The organism is Candidatus Zixiibacteriota bacterium, assembly GCA_034439475.1.
Taxonomy (GTDB): domain Bacteria; phylum Zixibacteria; class MSB-5A5; order GN15; family FEB-12; genus JAWXAN01.
In genome coordinates this window covers 1-17,437 of record JAWXAN010000080.1, presented here as the reverse complement: position 1 = coordinate 17,437, position 17,437 = coordinate 1, and the positions used below count along the sequence as shown (strand labels likewise).

Here is a 17,437-nt window from a genome sequence, read left to right as displayed (position 1 = left end):
TTTGAAATAAAGAGATGATCAATGAGCGCAGTCAGATCACTGATATCTACAGTACCGGCAAGGTCGCAATCAATATTGCCGGTTAGACCCGCGCAACAAATTGAATAATAGAATAATTACGCCTATAGCAGATGATTTATCTTTCGGAGCACCCATTCAGCCGCCAGTGCACCGATGAAAATAAACAAAAGCCAGCTTTTCCCCCACAAAGATAACTCACCTGTTACCGTCTCATGCACCGAAGCCAGATCCAACGCGCGAATGGCATCATCGAATTGCTTATATGTGAAATAACGTCCGCCGGACTGGCGGGCTATCGCCGCAAGTGTCGCCGGATCTCCGCTCTGATCGAACTCCTCCAATGAGAAGGACTCAATCATGATCGTGCCGTCTTTTTTCTTCAGTTCAGCGCCCCCCTTTTCGAAGCGTCCCGAATATGTATATCGTCCGGGCGGGAGTTGGTCAAACTCACCGAGGAATTTTCCTTCTCCCTTATCAATCAAATCGGTTTCATAACTCTGTTTATTTGAATCAGAGACAAGGCGAATTTGCCCGCTCACTCCGGGAATCGGACGAAAGCCTTGGTCGAATGCAAAGCCATCGAACCGCACTGTTTCGCCGCGCGTGAAAACCTCTTTTTCCGGTACAATGCGAAGCGGTTCCGAGTCATCGGGAACCGTCAGCCAACTGATTGCGCCTTCGAGAAATTTGTTGAAGTTTGTATCGTCCTCACCCAGACCGCGCTGAATGAATCCCCAGGTCCAAAACGGTGTCGCTGTCGAGGCCAGTAATTTCCCCGGGCCAAACCGTTTATAGCCGAGGATAGGCGGGCGAGCGGTCCCAGGCAGCACCGCATGCACAAGGACAGATGCGTCGGAGACTATGTTATCACATCGAACGAGCGTTTTGAATGGCGGAAGTTCTGACCATATTTCACGGATGCCGGGGCGGTCATCGGCCAGACGAACTGCCGGATGAAAGAGATTTCCTTCCGATGGCTCTCCAGTGAAATCGACGTATTCGACATTCCTTTTGGCAGACTGTGAGAATGGAAGCAGACGGTTGAACCACTCAACAGGCCCGCGACTCGCAAACTGCTGGCTCATTATCACCCAGATCGCTCCCCCTTTTTCCGAAAGGTATGATTCAATAATGTCATTTCGTGACTCAAACTTGGCCGGATCGGGGTCATGGAGAATAACCAAATCGTAACGATTCAATTCGGTTTGTCTTGAAGGGAACTGCCCTTCAAGATTTCCGGCCTTGCTTCCTGTCGAGATGAGATTGACATCATATTTATCCGAGCCAATCAAAAAGCGGTTCAGAAATCCGACCTCGTAATCGGGGCGGTCGGCCACAAGCAAAATTGCAAGCCTGCTTTTGAGAACCTTCACCGCAACCGTGCGTCCATTGTTATCCGCAGTCTCTTCGTTTGATTGCTTTGGAACACCGAAACTCAAATGCAATTGCCCTGGCTGTTCAGGTGTATAAGACAGAGTGAGTTCGCTGAAACCAGCTTCCTGCTCGATGGTCATTCTGCTCTCCTGAAGCACTTTTCGGGAGTCGCTTATTCGCACTGGAAGACTGATCTTTCCCGTATCCGCTCCACTCCAGGCAACCGTGATTTTGACTTCGGTCTTCTGTCCGGAAAAGACCACCGGATTATAATCGACCGCTTCGAGGCTCACATCAAAACTGCCAGCATCCTGCGAGAGGTCAATCGCAAAAACAGGAGAAGCAAGACCGCTTGCGGCCTCAGACGGTTTTTTGCCTGCATTGGAATTACCATCGGTCAACAGCAGCCAGTGATCGGCTGGCTGTCCCAGTTCGATTTGCGACAATTCGGTAATGGCATCGCCGATTGCGGTTTTTTCAACGCCCAAATTATCCGGTGATTCAGAGAGCGACTCGGCGAAATAATAGGCTTTCATATCTGTTCGGTTTCCAAGTTCTCCGAATGCGGAACTCGAAAGAAGAGAATCAAGACGCGCGCTTCGGCTTTTTTCTGACTCAAGCCGGTTCATGCTTCGCGAACGATCGATCAGTACGGAGACGCGCTTTTTACGCTCAAAATCGCGGCTGAATCCTATAATCGGCTCAAGCAACGCCCCAACCAGCGCAACAATCGCTATAATCCTCAATGATGCCAGAATGATCCGTATATAGGATGGGACAGGCGGATTGGTTTTATAATAAACAAAGACGGCGAAGCCGATCAGCAGGGCTAATACGAGAAAAAGTATTACCGGAGACGCCGCAAGAAAATCGATCGAAAAGTCAGACCAGCCAAACATGATGAAACCTTATACCCGATGAAACAAAACGCGACTATTGTTACTATGTATATCTGGGATTGGAAATCGGCACACGAACATCTCGAGGCTTATCGCCTCTATGAAGCCCGCTGAGTGGTGAATCGAACCATCTCGGTTAGACGATCGTAGTATACCGACTGTTGTAGCCGGTCGAGTGATTCCAACCCCTGCTGGCACAGTTCATCGGCTCTCCGGTAGGCATAATCGATTCCGCCATTTTCGGTGACAAAGCGATGGATGGTTTTGAAAGACTCGCCATCGTCCTGGGTCTTGAGATATTTAATTATTTCTCTGCCGCTTGCCTCGGAGACCTGCTTGAGGGAATAGATAAGCGGAAGGGTTACTTTGCCGTTCATGACATCATTGCCCGGCTGTTTTCCGATTTTATCGGCTTCGCCGATAAAATCGAGCAGGTCATCGGCAATTTGGAAAGCCGTGCCAATACTTTCGCCGAAAAGGGCAAAGCGGTCTCGTTCGGCAGGCCGTCGGCTTAATATAGGGCCAGTTTCGCAGGAGACTGCAAAAAGAGATGCCGTCTTGTCGGCGATAATCTCAAGATATTCATCCTCGGAAAGCGCATAGTTGCCGGTCTCTTCTATCTGACGAAGTTCGCCTACTGAGACCCGCTCGGTCGCTTTGGAAATGGCGCCGATAAGTTCAATTGAGCCGGTATCGACCATGATACGAAAAGCCTTGGCGAACAGATAATCGCCCATGAGTACCGAGATAAGATTTGTCCATTTGGCATTAACCGTCTCCTGTCCACGGCGAAGTTCGGCATCATCGACTACGTCGTCATGGAGCAAGGTTGCAGTGTGAATGAGCTCTATTGCCAGCGAGGCATCGACCGAATGTTCGGTATAGCTATCCGATGCCCGGGATGATAAGAATAGAAAGGCCGGTCGAATCCGTTTCCCTTTGGATTTGAGCAAATGGCGGGCAATGGAGGAGATAAGCGGGGAATCTCCTCGGAGATAATCGGATAGCTTCCGGTCGAACGCAGCGAGGTCCGCCTGTACCGGTTCGGTGTACTCGAGTAATTGATTTGTATCCAACACGCTTCTTCTAAATCCTTGCTATCGATTCAAATCCGGAGTCATGCTCCATAATAATTAGCGAAAATAGGCTCTTCAACCCGACTTGTCAAATGATTTGCGTATACGCCAAACGCTTGGCAAATCAGCCTTTCCGGCTCATGCTAACGATCTTCATGAGAGGCCTTTGCCTCAACTAAGTGGATAAATTCATTAAGCGCGGCATGGTAGTTCTCGTCTGAAAGATAATCGCGGTCGTTATGGCCGCCGGTAATCTCCACGAAAGTCTTTGAGCCGGTCACGGTATCAAACAAACTCCGTCCCATCCGGAATGGAATGAGTTCGTCCTCTTTTGAATGCGAGAAAATCACCGGACAGGCGATGTATTTGACCCGATCGAGCGAATTAAAATTATAACGGCAGATAAGCGAGACAGGGAGATAAGGGAAATGGGTGTGGCCGACCTCGGCCAGGTTAGTAAAGGCAGATTTTATGATTAAACCACCGAGTTCATGATGCCGAGCGGCCAATTCTATCGCCACCGCGCTTCCCAACGATTCGCCGAAAACGATTATTTCGTCTTCTGAAGTCCCCCTGGATTTTAGCCATCCAAGCGCCGCTTCGGCATCGGCGTACACATTTTCTTCCGAGGGTTTTCCGCCCGACATACCATAGCCGCGATAGTCAAAGAGGAGCACACTACAACCAAGATTGAGAAACATATTTACCGCATTCAGACGGTATGAGATGTTACCAGCGTTACCGTGACAGAAAAGAATTGTCGGGGCGCTGTCGGAAAGGGGAAAGTACCAGGCATGGATATTCTCTTCTGGCGAGACTTCAAGAAATATCTCTTCGTGGTTCATTCCCGTCTTAGACGGTGTGGTTATGAAACTGTCCAGTGGGATAAAAATCATACGATCTTGGTTTATTAATAAAAAAGCCGTGAGAATTGCAAAGAGCACGGCAGCTATGACGATTATCCAGATTACCATTCGTTTTAACATTCGACCTTATTCTCGACCGCTTGGGCAAGAGATTGGCTCATCGGCATGAAGAAAGCATCCATGGAATAAGATTACTATTCCCATTCAATTGTCGCGGGAGGTTTTGACGAAATATCGTAAGTCACTCGGTTCACTCCGCGCACTTCCCGTATTATCCGATTTGAAATATGAGCCAGGATATCGTAATCGATTCGAGCCCAATCGGCAGTCATGCCGTCGACCGATGTCACAGCTCTCAGCGCGATGGCATTTTCATACGTCCGCTCGTCACCCATCACGCCGACAGTTTTGCAGGGCAGTAAAACGGCGAAAGCCTGCCAGATATCGTTATATATTTTTTTCTCCCAAAGTTCTTCAATAAATATAGCATCGACTTCGCGGAGAAGCTCGCAACGCTCAAAGGTAACATCACCAAGTATTCTCACTGCAAGTCCCGGCCCCGGAAATGGATGCCGTTCAATAAACCGCTCGGGAATGCCAAGCGTGCGGCCAAGGGCGCGGACTTCGTCTTTGAAAAGTTCGCGAAGCGGCTCGACGAGTTTCAGTTTCATGCGGTCTTTGAGACCGCCTACATTATGGTGCGATTTAATGGTTTGCGATGGCCCTTTAAATGAAACCGATTCGATGACATCGGGATAGAGCGTCCCCTGTGCAAGAAAATCTATTTTGCCGAGTCTTTCGGCTTCCTCCTCGAAGACGTCGATGAAAGTCGTGCCGATTATTTTCCGTTTCTGTTCCGGATCAGAAACACCAGCCAGCCGCGAGAGAAAAAGCTCCGATGCATTATACGGGTGAAGCTGAAGACCGAGCGTTTCGAGAAGAGCGATGACTTCGGTAAATTCATTCTTTCTCAGCAGGCCGGTATTGACAAAAACGGCATGGAGGCGATTTCCGATTGCTTTATGCAGGAGCACAGCCGCGACTGTTGAATCCACTCCGCCGGAGATCCCAAGAACAACCTCTCCATCGCCGACCTGGGCCTTGATTTTATCTGTGGCTTCTACAACAAATGACTCGGTTGTCCAATCGCACTTTACTTGACAGATATGGAAAAGAAAATTATGGAGTATCCGTTTCCCTTCCTCGGTGTGATGGACCTCGGGGTGAAACTGAATGCCGTAGATTTTTCGTGTCTCATTGGCAACCGCGGCAATTTTCAGGCTTTCGGTCGATCCAATAAGTTGAAAACCTTCTGGCATAGTAACAATTGAATCCCCATGAGACATCCAGACCTGTGACACGCTTGGCACACCCTGCAGAAGCGGGCTTTCATGGGTAACGGTAAAATGAGAACGGCCATACTCACGGGAGTCGCTTCGCGCAAGTTTTCCGCCAAAACGCTCTGCCAGTAGCTGGATACCGTAACAGACTCCGAGAATCGGCGTCTTTGTATCAAAAAACTCCCTGGCAACCCGTGGAGAATCGGCATCGGCCAACGACGATGGCCCGCCCGAAAGGATATATCCGGCAACCTTGCGGTCGGCATATTTAGACAGGTCGGCATTATAGGGGACAATTTCGGAGTAGACATGGGCTTCGCGGACTTTACGGGCGATAAGCTGAGTATATTGAGATCCGAAATCGAGTATGAGAATCATCTCATGCTGAGTTGACATTACGAGGCCTCTGCTTTCAATCGACCGGTAATAATTGTGTCACCAAGAAATGCGTCGTCCATTTTTGGGATATCCTCGAGGTAATGCAATCCGCGCGATTCTCTTCGCCGCAGAGCCGAGCGGATAATAAGCTCTGCAACAGTTGCGAGATTCCGCAGTTCCAGCACCCCAAGCGTCGCCGGAGTTGCAAAGTAATAATTTTCTATCGCCTTCTTCATCTGGCTTACTTTTAACAATGCCAGCTCCAAGCGCTCAATTGTCCGCACAATACCGACAAAATCTGACATCACCCTTTGCAATTCCTGCCGGTCATAGGTGATTAAAACCTTTTCTCGTGGATAACGCAAAGAAGAAAATAGGGGATTCTCGGTCTGCGGGCTTTCTGGAAACGAAATATCATGGAAATACTGCGATGACTTTTCGGCCGCAAACTTGGCCATACATACGGCTTCAAGAAGTGAATTCGATGCCAGCCGGTTTGCTCCGTGCATTCCTGACATCGCCACTTCACCGGCGACAAAAAGCCCGGGCAATTCCGTTTCACCGCTGAGGGTCGAAAGAATCCCTCCGCAGGAATAGTGAGCCGATGGGACAACCGGAATCGGCCTGACAGTTATATCGAATCCATATTTGAGACATTCCTTATAAATATTAGGGAAGCGATCTTTGATAAAGACAGCATCGAGATGGCTCACATCGAGCAAGACATAATCATCCCCGCTTCGCTTCATCTCTCTATCGATTGCTCTTGCCACCACATCGCGAGGGGCCAAATCAGCGCGTTCATGCGCCTCGCGCATAAACGGGTTGCCGTCGATTGTTTTGAGAATGCCGCCTTCGCCTCGGACAGCCTCCGAGATAAGAAACGGCCAGCGTCCGGGGCTGTACAGTGTTGTCGGATGAAACTGGATGAACTCAAGATTTGCAATTGATACCCCGGCACGGTAGGCAATGGCGATTCCATCCCCCGTGGCAATGCGGGGATTTGAGGTATGAAAATAAACGTGCCCAAGACCGCCAGTCGCCAAAAGTGTGACCGGGGCGTAATACGATTCAAATATCCGGTCCTGCCCGGAGAACACATGCACACCGGCGCAAATAGGAAGCCCGCCAGATTGCGAGAGAATCAGATCAACAACCATGTGATCTCTAAAAAAATGAATAGTATCAGGAAATGCCCGGCACGCCGCCAGCAGAGCGCGCTCAATTTCTTTACCGGTCAGGTCGGAGGCATGCGCGACTCGATTCGCCGAATGACCGCCTTCGCGCCCAAGATCGAGATTGCCTAATGTTTCGGATTTAGTAAATTGCACGCCATAGGAGATAAGTTCCTCGATTGCCGATGGCCCCCACGCAACAACTTTTTCGACCACTTCTTTTTTACTCAGGCCGCAACCTGTTGCCAGCGTATCAGCAATATGCGATGCAAAAGAATCAGTTCCGGAAAGCACAGCTGCTATGCCGCCTTGTGCCCAGTTCGTCGAGGAAACGGTCTCTCCCTTTTTAGTGATGATGGCAATTTTTGCCTTTGGGTTTGCCTTGATAATCTTGAGAGCGTAAAACAAACCGGCGATTCCGCTTCCGATAATAAGAAAGTCAAAGCGCCTGTCCATCAGTACCGCTCCGGTCCCTTGAGGGAACCAAGTTGTAATTGTGACTTAAGAAACCTGGTAAGGTGTTCCTCGCTCGGATTGAGGTCAAGCACAAGGTTCAGAAAGTATATCTCCCTGCCAAAATCGAACCCCCCAAGTTTCACCCAGTCTTTGCCGGTGGTGACAATGACTTCGGCTTTTCGTTTTTCCGCCTGCTTTTTTATTTTTTCCAGTATGCTCGGGGTGTAGATTTGATGGTCTGAAAATTCATAATACCCCACTAAATTACCGGAAAGCGAAACAACCTGTTTTTGGAGCGCAGCAAAGCTTCCGACTCCTGCAAAAAGAAAGACCGCTTTATCGTCGAGGTATTTCACCGGCATAGTCTGCGACCGCCCGATAAGTTCATCGGATTTGAAATGCGCCGAGAAATATTCCGCCGATGGATTGATTTCTTTTTTGAGCCGGCGCTGAAGCCCGGTGATGTCTTTGGCAACATTGGCGCGAGTTATAATGATCACCTCGGCGTGTTTCAGGGCGCTCAACGGCTCGCGTAAGACGCCGTAAGGGAACATACGAAGTTTTCTTCGTGCGACCGCGGCATCGAAGGTCACAATATCAATATCACGGGCAAGACTCTGATGCTGGAAGCCGTCATCGACAACAATAACATCCACAAGATTACTGTCGGCCAATTTAAGCGCCGCTTCAGATTTCCGGCTTGCCACAGAAAACACTGCGTTGGGAACAAGGTGAGCCAACAGCATTATTTCGTCACCGGTTTGATCAACATCCATCGTCTGCACTTTATAGCCCGGGGCGATGAAAGAATCAGTTGTCAGCCGTTTGTAGCCCGATGAAACGATCCCCACTCGGATATTGTCATTGAGCAACTCCGACGCTATAAGCTCGACAAGCGGGGTCTTGCCGGAACCGCCGACTGTGATATTTCCGACAGAAATCACGGGAAGGGAAAGTTTGAGCTGGTCTCGTTTTCTTCCTCGATGAAACACCGAGATCGGCCAAAAAAGCAAAGAGAGAACCCACATTACAAGCGCGGGAATATGCCATAGTGAAATCCCTTTGCGGCGAAGAATCTTTTTCCAGAAATATTCAAGCATGGTTGAGATGTCCGAGTATATATGTGGCAATCGTGTGCGTTGACGATGTCACCGAGTTAGACTCCGTCTTTCTCGAGAAAGTTCTTGTGCCTGATAAAACCGAATCGAGTACTTCGCGCAACTGCCCTGAAGAATCGACTTGCGCGCCAAAATTATATGTTTGGATATAGTCTGCTGCCTCGATCACATTGGATATAGACGGCCCAAAAAGTACCGGCGTGCCATTCCAGACCGGTTCGAGCAGATTGTGGCCGCCGATCGGAACCAATGTGCCGCCAACAAAAGCAATATCCGCCGCCAGGTATAAATCATTTAGCATACCCATGACATTTATGACAATCACGTCGGTCTCTACTTTTTCAGCATCTGTGTGTGTTGCCTCGCTATCCGCATCAGTCTTAATAACTGGATATATGGTAAAGGATAATTGTTGTGAGTTCAATAGCCCGACAATCTCTTTTGTCCGCTCAATATGTCGCGGGGTAAGCAATAGTCTCAAGCGGGGCCATTCGGCTTTCAGTTCACAATATATTTCCAATAGAATATTTTCTTCTCCTGCGCGAGTTGAACCTGCGGCAAGAAGGAATTCATTATCCGCAATCAATAGCTTCTCACGAATCTCCTTTCGTCTGGTTACATCGCGTTGCGCAACTGGAGTATCAAACTTCATATCCCCGGCAACCAGCATCTTGTCTGAGGGAAGGCCAAATGCCGCATAGCGCTGGCTGTCGGCTGTTGTCTTGAAAAAAAGATATTGGTAGGTAGCGAGCAGCTTTTGCATTGACTTTCGTATTAGCCGGTATTTCTTGAACGCCCGTTCTGACATACGCCCGTTGACCAAAACTATTGGAATACGACGACTCTTGGCCTCACATATCAAATTTGGCCAGATTTCTGTTTCAGCCACAACAAACATTTTTGGGTTGAGTGATGCAAACATCCGTTTCATGATCTGAGGCGCATCAAGCGGGAAATACGAATGGCTGACTTTCGATCCAATGAGTTTTTCGGCTTCGGCATATCCTGTCTGTGTCATCACTGTCACATGCATAACAAGCGATGGCTGGATACGTGATAATTCAGCAATGAGATTTGCAATAACTTTAATTTCACCAACTGATGACGCGTGGAGCCATATATCGCATTTCTGCAGGGTTGCGCCCAGCGCAAAACGTCCCTGCCAAACCAAATTTTCCCGTTTGGCTCGGAAATAACCATAGGGGTAGATAAGCAGATAAGCCAGCCAAGTGAGCGATGCATACAGTGCAATCATAAATAGTCGGCGATAATCCTGGCCGCCCGACATGACGCCCCATGGCCCCCGAGAACATCTCGCGCTTGGATAAGAAGGGAGGCGGTCTCTTTGTAGAGAGCAGGGTTTGACCAAAACCGCGTGAGTTCGTCTGCCATCCGTTGTGGCGTAGCATCATGCTGAATCAGTTCAGGAACAACTTTCTCACCGAGGACCAGATTAACAAGCCCGATATGTTTCAAGCGGACCAACCGTCTCGCAATTTGGTAGGTAAGAACGCTAGTCTTGTATACCACAACCATAGGCCGTCCGATGATCCCGCATTCAAGTGTTGCCGTTCCGGAGGCTGTCAGCGCAAGTGATGACTCATGGATTATTTTTCGCGAGTCTTCAAACAAAACCGAGATATTGTCTTTGGCATAAGAGGCCAGCTCCCGTTCATAATCAAATCCATTGCTAATACCGGCGACCACCGCTTGTGTGCCATGCTTGGCATTGAAAAGCCGCGCCGCCTCAAGCATCGGCCCCAGCATTCGTCCAATCTCCTGCGGGCGTGACCCGGGCAGAAGCGCGATTTGTTTGCTGTCGGGCAGTCTTGTATCACGAAATTGCTCGGGAATATCCTCGAGCAAATAATGTCCGACAAAATCGGTTGCGATTCCATAACCCGCGAAAAAATGTTTTTCAAACGACAGAATCACAAGCAGACGGTCAAGATCAGTTTTCATTTTGGGAATGCGGCCTGCCCCCCATGCCCATACCTGTGGGGCGATATAATAGATAATCGGAATGCCGAGTTTGAGCGCACGAAGTTTATGGGCGAGACGAAGATTAAATCCGGGATAATCGACAAGAATAATGCAGTTTGGTTTGCGTCCTTTTATTTCATCGATACAGGTGTAAAATAACTTTCGAAAAAAAATATACCGCTTGGCCACTTCCCAGAAACCGAGAACGGCCAGCTCTTTCGGTTCTGCAAGCTGTTCCTGCCCTGCCAAGCGCAGCTTTTGTCCACCAAGTCCGAATGAGCGAAGCGACGGGTGTAACTTTTTAAGTTCAGCGTAGAGACGTGATGCTGCTATATCTCCCGATGGGTCGCCAGCCGAGATAAATACAAGCGGACCTGAGTCGTCCACCTTATCGGCCACCGGTGTGGAGTCCCGATAGATTCCCTGTAGTAATCATCGATGCCATTGCCTTCGTGCCGATACGTTCGACTTCGAGCGCCACACGAAGCGCCTCACAGGCATCAGCCGCAGAAACTTCCGGCAGTCCTCCGGTTATCACAGCATTCAGAAAGGAAGCCAGTTCCGCGCCAAGCATATCTTCGCCGGTATCCGTTCTTTTGGTATAAACAATATCCCGGCCGGATTTCCCAAACGGAATCCGCATCCCTTCTTCCTTACCGCCATGCGTTGCAAGGCGATAGACATCGGTCTGCTTGCTCGACAAATCCAACGAAAAATAACCTGACTGCTGAAATATTCTCATTTTCCGCATAGCCTGAAGAGAAATTCGAGATGCCGTAAGGTTTGCCACAGCGCCGTTTTCGAATGTAATTCGGGCGTTGGCAATATCCGCCTGTTCCGAAATGACCGAAACAGCGGCGGCTTGAATATCAGAAACCTGCGAACCGACCAACTTAAGAGCCAAATCGATATCATGGATCATCAAATCGAGCACAACCGCGACATCTGTTCCTCGTGGATCGAATGCGGCCAAGCGATGAGCCTCTATGAACGATGGCCGCATTTCATAGTCGGCAAGCGCGCGGACAGCCGGGTTGAAGCGCTCAATCTGACCGACGGTAACTGTGACCTTCTTCTTTTCGGCCAGATGAGATAATTGTAGGCCCTCTTCAAGCAACGCCGTAATCGGTTTTTCTATGAGACAATGGATCCCTCGCTCGATAAAAAAGGATGCTACTTCAAAATGTGTCGTGGTGGGAGTAACTATTGAAACGGCATCGACACTGTTAGCTACATCGTCAAGGCTTTTGAAAGCGCTCACTTTATATTCTGCGGCGTACGTCTCTGCGCGTTGGGGATCGGTATCGAAAAGCCCGACAAGCTGCGATTGCTCAAGGGTGGACAGCCATTTGAGATGATGACGGCCCAGCGCGCCTACACCAATTACTGCGGTTTTTAGTTTTCTCATCGAGCTAACTCAGAATGAATCAATGTATGACCGCCTGCTTTGTGGTTTACTATACCGCAGACTATTTGACTATCCCGCGATTGGAACGACCAAGAAAATCAAGTATAAGCTGAACTTCGGGAATAATTTGTACTTCCTGCTGAAGCCGTCCCAGCGCCTGAGTCGTGTTGAGTCCGGAAAAAAATAAGAGTTTGAATGTTTTCTCGAGAATTTTAATGACGTCTTTGCTGAATCCGCGGCGGCTAAGCCCGACTGAATTGATCCCGACAACTTTGATAGGATAGCCGCCAACTAAGGCATAAGGGCAAATATCCTGCTGTACGCGAAAACCACCGCCTATCATGGCATGGGCGCCGATTTTGACAAACTGATGAACCGGGACAAGTCCTCCGAGGATAGCAAAGTCGTCAATTTCGACGTGACCAGCGAGATTTACGGAGTTTGCCATTATGACATTGTTGCCCACAATACAGTCATGGGCGACATGTGAATAGGACATCAACATGCAGTCTGCGCCGATAGTCGTTTTACCATGAGCGATTGTACCGCGGTTGATGGTCGCATATTCACGGATAACGGTGCGGTCACCGATTATGGCCTGTGTTTTCTCGCCGCCGAATTTCAGATCCTGCGGCTTGGTGCCTATGACCGCGCCATGAGATACGTTGACCTCTTTGCCGAGAATTGTTCCTTCGGCCAGGAGCACATTTGAAGCTATGACGGAGCCATCGCCGATGACAACCGAGCCCTCGATTATAGTTGAAGGCCCAACTGAGACGTCTTTACCGATCTCCGCTTTCGGTGAAATTATTGCTCTTGGATGAATACCGTTCATCTATCCATCACCATTGCCATGAAGTCAGCATTTGCGACGAGTATATCATCGACGTACGCCTGGCCGCGCATCTTGCAGGCATTGCGACGGAAAGAAAGCATTTCAAGTTCAAAACGAATCTGGTCACCGGGCATCACTGGTCTTCGGAATTTAGCATTATCTATCGACATAAAATACACCACTTTTGTCTGCGGGTTTTCGATTGCGTTTAGTAACAATACACCGCCAGCTTGGGCCATCGACTCGAGAATCATCACACCCGGCATTATGGGATGCCCAGGGAAATGTCCTTGAAAGAATGGCTCGTTTATAGTGACATTCTTGATCGCCGTCACTGATTTATCAGGCACAAGGTCAAGAATTTTATCGATAAGCAGGAAGGGATAGCGGTGCGGCATAATATTTAAAATTGAGTTAATGTCAAAAAGGGCCGTGTTGGATTTCGAAGAATATTTTCCGGCCATCTTTTTCTTTTTGTACAGCTGGCGCATTTTTTTTGCCAGCGCGACATTAGCTTTATGACCCGAGCGGGCCGCCAGAACATGCCCTTTGAACGGCACACCGATAAGCATAAGGTCTCCAAGCAGATCAAGGGTCTTGTGCCTCACCGGTTCATTATAGTATCGCAGTGGAATATCATTGATAACACCGTTCTTGCCTACAAACGCCTCGTCTTTGAGATTGAGCGCCTTGCGGATCCGGTCAACTTCGACCTGACCGCCATCGGAATCATAGATAACCATTGCGTTATCAAGTCCGCCTCCTTTGATGAGACCCTGGGACTTAAGATGTTCGACCTCGGACAGAAAACAAAATGTACGCGCGCGAGAATATTCTTCTACAAATTCCTTGTTCAGATCAACAAGGGTTGTGTATTGAGTCCCGAGTGGCGAATTTTTGTAATCGATCATAAAGGTAATGCGAAGGTCATCGGATGGTGTGACAATGAGATCTACTCCACGATCAGCTTCTGAATATGCCATTGGCGTGTCTATTTCGAGATAGACTTTGTCGACCGCCTGTGTTTCGATGCCAGCTTCGAGTATTTTGTCGACATACGGCCTCGAGGAACCATCCATTATCGGCGGTTCATTGGCATTGAGTTCAACAATCATATTATCGAGCTGCAAACCGGCGAATGCGGCCAAAACGTGTTCGACCGTGTGAACACGGGCTTCGCCCTGCTGAAGGGTTGTGCCGCGCGCGGTCTCGACAACATGGTCGACATCGGCAATAACCGAAGGGTTGCCTGTCAAATCGACACGAACAAATCGAATCCCATGGTCGGGCGGAGCCGGACGGAAAGTCATGGCACAGGTATTTCCGGTATGGAGTCCGATACCGGATAAAGAGATAGGACGCTGTATCGTGCGCTGTTTTTGAAACATAAGCTTTAGTTATCTAACAAGTTGGGCAGAGTATACGAAGAAACGATGGCTGATTCAAGGTTTAATTTCGGAGAGCAGACATATCGATTGAAGGGAACTGTGGCTGGTGTACGTCCTCATGCACCAGCGAATTACTCACATTTCTCATTGCGACTTTTATTTCTGAGTCCGCCTTCGCGGATGGCAATCTCATGCCTGCTCGCTGTGGCGCTTTCCCTCATCAGTGCTGTCAGGCGCCCTCGCCTGACAGTTCAATCATAGTGTCGGGCGAGGGATAGCATCCCCAGCTTGTGGCGCCCGACACCACAGCACGAGTAAGACCACACCGTCCGCCGCGGCGGACCGCACGAAGCCATTTCATGGCGTATTCCCTCATTGGACTTTCGTGCAGGCCGTCTCTGGCCTGCACCAATATCAAGATAACACTGTCCGCCGCGCCTGCCCGCTGTGGCGGGTTCGCTTATTCGTGATGGCAGACGATCCCCCCCACCCTCCTATATCTCTTTCAGTGTTTTAACTCGCCGCAATTTTCGAAACAGTTGAACATATTCTTTCACCATTATCTCCTCGGCCTCAGACAATCCTTCCATCATAGGGATACCGATCTTGATCACGGCACGCACCATATCAGCCGTCGTGCGATTATACTTATCCGCAAGCGCTTTCAAACGCATTTTCTATTCATGCGAAATGGAGATAGTGAGGCAGTGATCCCGGCGAAGTTTTTCGGTTTTTGACGTTTCATGTGGCATTGATTTCCTTTCTAAATTAGTATTTCAGTGTCCAATGATTTCTATTCGTTCCGTTAATGGTATTTTTCGTGTCCGATAAGGATTTGAGGGGTTTTGATACCAATGCCGTATTTAAGTTTTAGAATTTCAATGACCCCCTTCCATGTCGAAGACCTGTCACGCGCGGCAATCAGGCAGTCGATTTCGACCCTGAACCGTGATCCACAGATAATACAGCCGGTTCTGCTCTCTGAACTATGCGTCCAAGTGAACTGCTCCTTCACAAACGGCGCGAGCTTTTTTCTCAGCTTTATAACGGCCCGGCTGTGAAGTGATTCGAGTTTATGCATCCCCCGTCCTGATTTTTCAGAAATCTTGCGGTAAGATTCCCCAGTAAAATAAAAGCGTTCGATAAACTCACGCTCGTCATCGCTGAGACTGCTAATCGCCTGTGAAACTCGGTCGCGGATTAATTGAACGCGTCTATGATCCGAGTCATTTCCGAACTTCCAGACATCTGACAGCTCGGACGGGCTGTATGCTTCCAACGGAAGCGGTTCAGAAGCACATTCAGACGAGCCTGATTCCTCGTCAGCCAATCCCCTTTCTTCTGTCTGGGGAATCCCGGACTGGTCGAAATCCAGCCCAATTTCCGGGTCAAAGCCGAGTTCTGTAATCCAGTTTTGATAGATAAGCCGGTTCTTTGCCATTCTCCTGCTCCTTGCAATTTTAGATATATCTGCCGGCCAAGTGCATACCCTTTCGATATTGGCACTCGCCGAAACGCAAGCAGAAGTAGGCGGATTGGCAACGATTCGGCTACCACTTGGCTATCGCATCCAAAAGCAGGCCAACCGCTTACCTTGTATCACATGAATCACATTTAACGCCGTTCAAAAAAAGAAAATGACGGATGCGGCTTTTGCACGGATTTTGCATATATTTCGTATAAGCGAAGTTGGTCGTCACCAAAAAAGTCGACTTCGATATTGTATTGATTGTTAGAATGGAGCGTACAGAATACCCATGGATAATACATCAGCAGGGTCTGTGAAATCACCTGAAGCGCCAAAACGCCCAATTGTTTCGGGCATCATCTGGCTTGGAGTCGGACTCGTTTTGCTCTCTGTCGTGAACGATGTCCTCCCCCCGCTGTCCACTTCGTGGCCGATGATAATCATTGTAATCGGTCTCGCGCTCATACTCAGCGCAGTTCTCAAAGACCGCAGACCGCAAGAAACCCGCTAAATACACATCCCGTTGACTGGAACGCACAGTCCATAAAAGGAGGCTCTCTGGATACCCAAGGATTTGAACGCGTCAATGCTTTCCCCGGCTATTATCCTTCAAATCATATCCAGAACCCTTACGAGCGTTTTCTGTCCGAGAGTGGCAACAGCAACTTTCAGACTTCGCTGTGGACATATTTTGTCCTTGGTTTCCTTATCCTGATCTATCCCGTGCTTTCTCTCATTGATGTCGGCAACGACCCTTTGGCTATGCTGAGAGGGCTGAGCGAGGGTATGCTGATTATGATGCTTGTGTTGACTATCGCTTTTCAATGGTTCATTTATCTTTTTAACTATATCGCCGTTCATCAGGAACGAACCGGTTTGGCTGGTGTGGGGCTGACACAAATCCGCGCAGTTGACCTTGCCTACGGCATCGCCTTTCTTCTCGCGGCAAATCTCATTCTCTCCGGGCTGGCTTGGCTGCTCGCTCAAATCGGCTATCCCATGTCAGGCGAACTTGGATTACTAATTCCCAAGGACACAGCCGGCCGCATTGTCTGGGCGGGGGTTGCCTTCACTGCCGGTTTTTGCGAAGAGGTCGCCTTTCGTGGTTATCTCATGACACGGCTGCGGATCATGGGACGCTTCAACAATTGGCTCATCCCGACAATTGTATCAGCCGTTGCCTTTGGTATGTGCCATGCCTATCAGGGCATTCCCGGCTTGATTGTTATCACAGTATATGGGGTGATGTTTTCGCTTCTCTATATCCGCACGGGCTCGCTTTGGCCGTGTATCATCGCGCACTTCCTTCAGGATCTCGGCGCGCTCTTCTTCCCGCAGTAAAAGATTGCAATTCCAGCCTTTGGAGAGCGCAAAATCCATCTTATTGTTCGTGTGGGCAGTCTCTCGCCCGCACCAAGTGGCCGTCAGGTCACACACACTCCTCGCTGTTCGCTCGAAGTGACCAAGGCCAGACGGACCAGGAAACTGAGATTGCCGCGTCGTTCCTCAGACGGCACTCCTCGCAATGACGGGGTCGCAATGTTGGCTATGATTCTTGTACCACACTGCTTGCGGTGTGATCTTTATCTTGGCGAATATCGGACGTCAGTCCGCCGCGGCGGGACTGACCTACAAATATCGTTAGTGTGGTG

Annotated in this window: 15 protein-coding genes; 2 read left to right on the top strand and 13 right to left on the bottom strand. The window is 49.2% G+C overall.

Annotated features, from left to right (window positions below):
• Nucleotides 1-122: 122 nt before the first annotated feature.
• The 13 genes from SGI97_11400 to SGI97_11340 all read right to left on the bottom strand — a co-directional run bounded on the left by SGI97_11400 (nucleotide 123) and on the right by SGI97_11340 (nucleotide 15,758).
• A complete protein-coding gene (locus SGI97_11400; GenBank protein MDZ4724485.1) occupies nucleotides 123-2,294 on the bottom strand; it encodes a hypothetical protein in 2,172 nt (723 codons plus the stop codon).
• Nucleotides 2,295-2,392: 98 nt separating this feature from the next.
• Nucleotides 2,393-3,373: a polyprenyl synthetase family protein gene (locus SGI97_11395; GenBank protein MDZ4724484.1), complete on the bottom strand. Its 981-nt coding sequence runs from the start codon at nucleotides 3,371-3,373 to the stop codon at nucleotides 2,393-2,395.
• A 140-nt stretch (nucleotides 3,374-3,513) separates the two neighbouring features.
• The gene (locus SGI97_11390) at nucleotides 3,514-4,356 is read right to left on the bottom strand and encodes an alpha/beta hydrolase (GenBank protein MDZ4724483.1); all 843 of its coding nucleotides are present in this window, start codon (nucleotides 4,354-4,356) and stop codon (nucleotides 3,514-3,516) included.
• A 74-nt stretch (nucleotides 4,357-4,430) separates the two neighbouring features.
• Complete coding sequence (guaA, locus tag SGI97_11385; protein MDZ4724482.1) at nucleotides 4,431-5,972, bottom strand: glutamine-hydrolyzing GMP synthase; 1,542 nt, start codon at nucleotides 5,970-5,972, stop codon at nucleotides 4,431-4,433.
• Complete coding sequence (gene nadB / locus SGI97_11380; protein MDZ4724481.1) at nucleotides 5,972-7,585, bottom strand: L-aspartate oxidase; 1,614 nt, start codon at nucleotides 7,583-7,585, stop codon at nucleotides 5,972-5,974. The genes guaA and nadB overlap by 1 nt, the downstream gene beginning before the upstream one ends.
• Nucleotides 7,585-8,685 carry a tetraacyldisaccharide 4'-kinase gene (gene lpxK / locus SGI97_11375; protein MDZ4724480.1) on the bottom strand — a complete coding sequence of 367 codons (1,101 nt, stop codon included), beginning with the start codon at nucleotides 8,683-8,685 and terminating at the stop codon, nucleotides 7,585-7,587. Before lpxK ends, nadB begins: the two co-directional genes overlap by 1 nt.
• The gene (locus SGI97_11370; GenBank protein ID MDZ4724479.1) at nucleotides 8,678-9,958 is read right to left on the bottom strand and encodes a glycosyltransferase N-terminal domain-containing protein; all 1,281 of its coding nucleotides are present in this window, start codon (nucleotides 9,956-9,958) and stop codon (nucleotides 8,678-8,680) included. The genes lpxK and SGI97_11370 overlap by 8 nt, the downstream gene beginning before the upstream one ends.
• Nucleotides 9,955-11,085, bottom strand: a complete 1,131-nt coding sequence (gene lpxB / locus SGI97_11365) for a lipid-A-disaccharide synthase (protein ID MDZ4724478.1) — start codon at nucleotides 11,083-11,085, stop codon at nucleotides 9,955-9,957. The genes SGI97_11370 and lpxB overlap by 4 nt, the downstream gene beginning before the upstream one ends.
• Nucleotides 11,075-12,094 (bottom strand): Gfo/Idh/MocA family oxidoreductase, encoded by a 1,020-nt coding sequence (locus SGI97_11360; protein MDZ4724477.1) that lies wholly within the window; start codon nucleotides 12,092-12,094, stop codon nucleotides 11,075-11,077. The genes lpxB and SGI97_11360 overlap by 11 nt, the downstream gene beginning before the upstream one ends.
• Before the next feature lie 61 nt (nucleotides 12,095-12,155).
• The gene (gene lpxA, locus SGI97_11355; protein ID MDZ4724476.1) at nucleotides 12,156-12,929 is read right to left on the bottom strand and encodes an acyl-ACP--UDP-N-acetylglucosamine O-acyltransferase; all 774 of its coding nucleotides are present in this window, start codon (nucleotides 12,927-12,929) and stop codon (nucleotides 12,156-12,158) included.
• Complete coding sequence (locus tag SGI97_11350) at nucleotides 12,926-14,317, bottom strand: bifunctional UDP-3-O-[3-hydroxymyristoyl] N-acetylglucosamine deacetylase/3-hydroxyacyl-ACP dehydratase (GenBank protein MDZ4724475.1); 1,392 nt, start codon at nucleotides 14,315-14,317, stop codon at nucleotides 12,926-12,928. The genes lpxA and SGI97_11350 overlap by 4 nt, the downstream gene beginning before the upstream one ends.
• Before the next feature lie 494 nt (nucleotides 14,318-14,811).
• Complete coding sequence (locus SGI97_11345) at nucleotides 14,812-14,991, bottom strand: hypothetical protein (protein MDZ4724474.1); 180 nt, start codon at nucleotides 14,989-14,991, stop codon at nucleotides 14,812-14,814.
• Between the two features lie 131 nt (nucleotides 14,992-15,122).
• Complete coding sequence (locus SGI97_11340; GenBank protein ID MDZ4724473.1) at nucleotides 15,123-15,758, bottom strand: hypothetical protein; 636 nt, start codon at nucleotides 15,756-15,758, stop codon at nucleotides 15,123-15,125.
• A gap of 340 nt (nucleotides 15,759-16,098) precedes the next feature.
• Here SGI97_11340 and SGI97_11335 point away from each other — a divergent pair, with 340 nt between their 5' ends.
• Together SGI97_11335 and SGI97_11330 are read left to right on the top strand one after the other, a co-directional pair.
• Entirely contained in the window at nucleotides 16,099-16,296 is a 198-nt protein-coding gene (locus SGI97_11335) for a hypothetical protein (protein ID MDZ4724472.1), read from the top strand.
• 212 nt (nucleotides 16,297-16,508) lie between these two features.
• Nucleotides 16,509-17,126, top strand: coding sequence for a CPBP family intramembrane glutamic endopeptidase (locus tag SGI97_11330; protein ID MDZ4724471.1), 618 nt, complete (start codon nucleotides 16,509-16,511; stop codon nucleotides 17,124-17,126).
• Nucleotides 17,127-17,437: the final 311 nt, after the last annotated feature.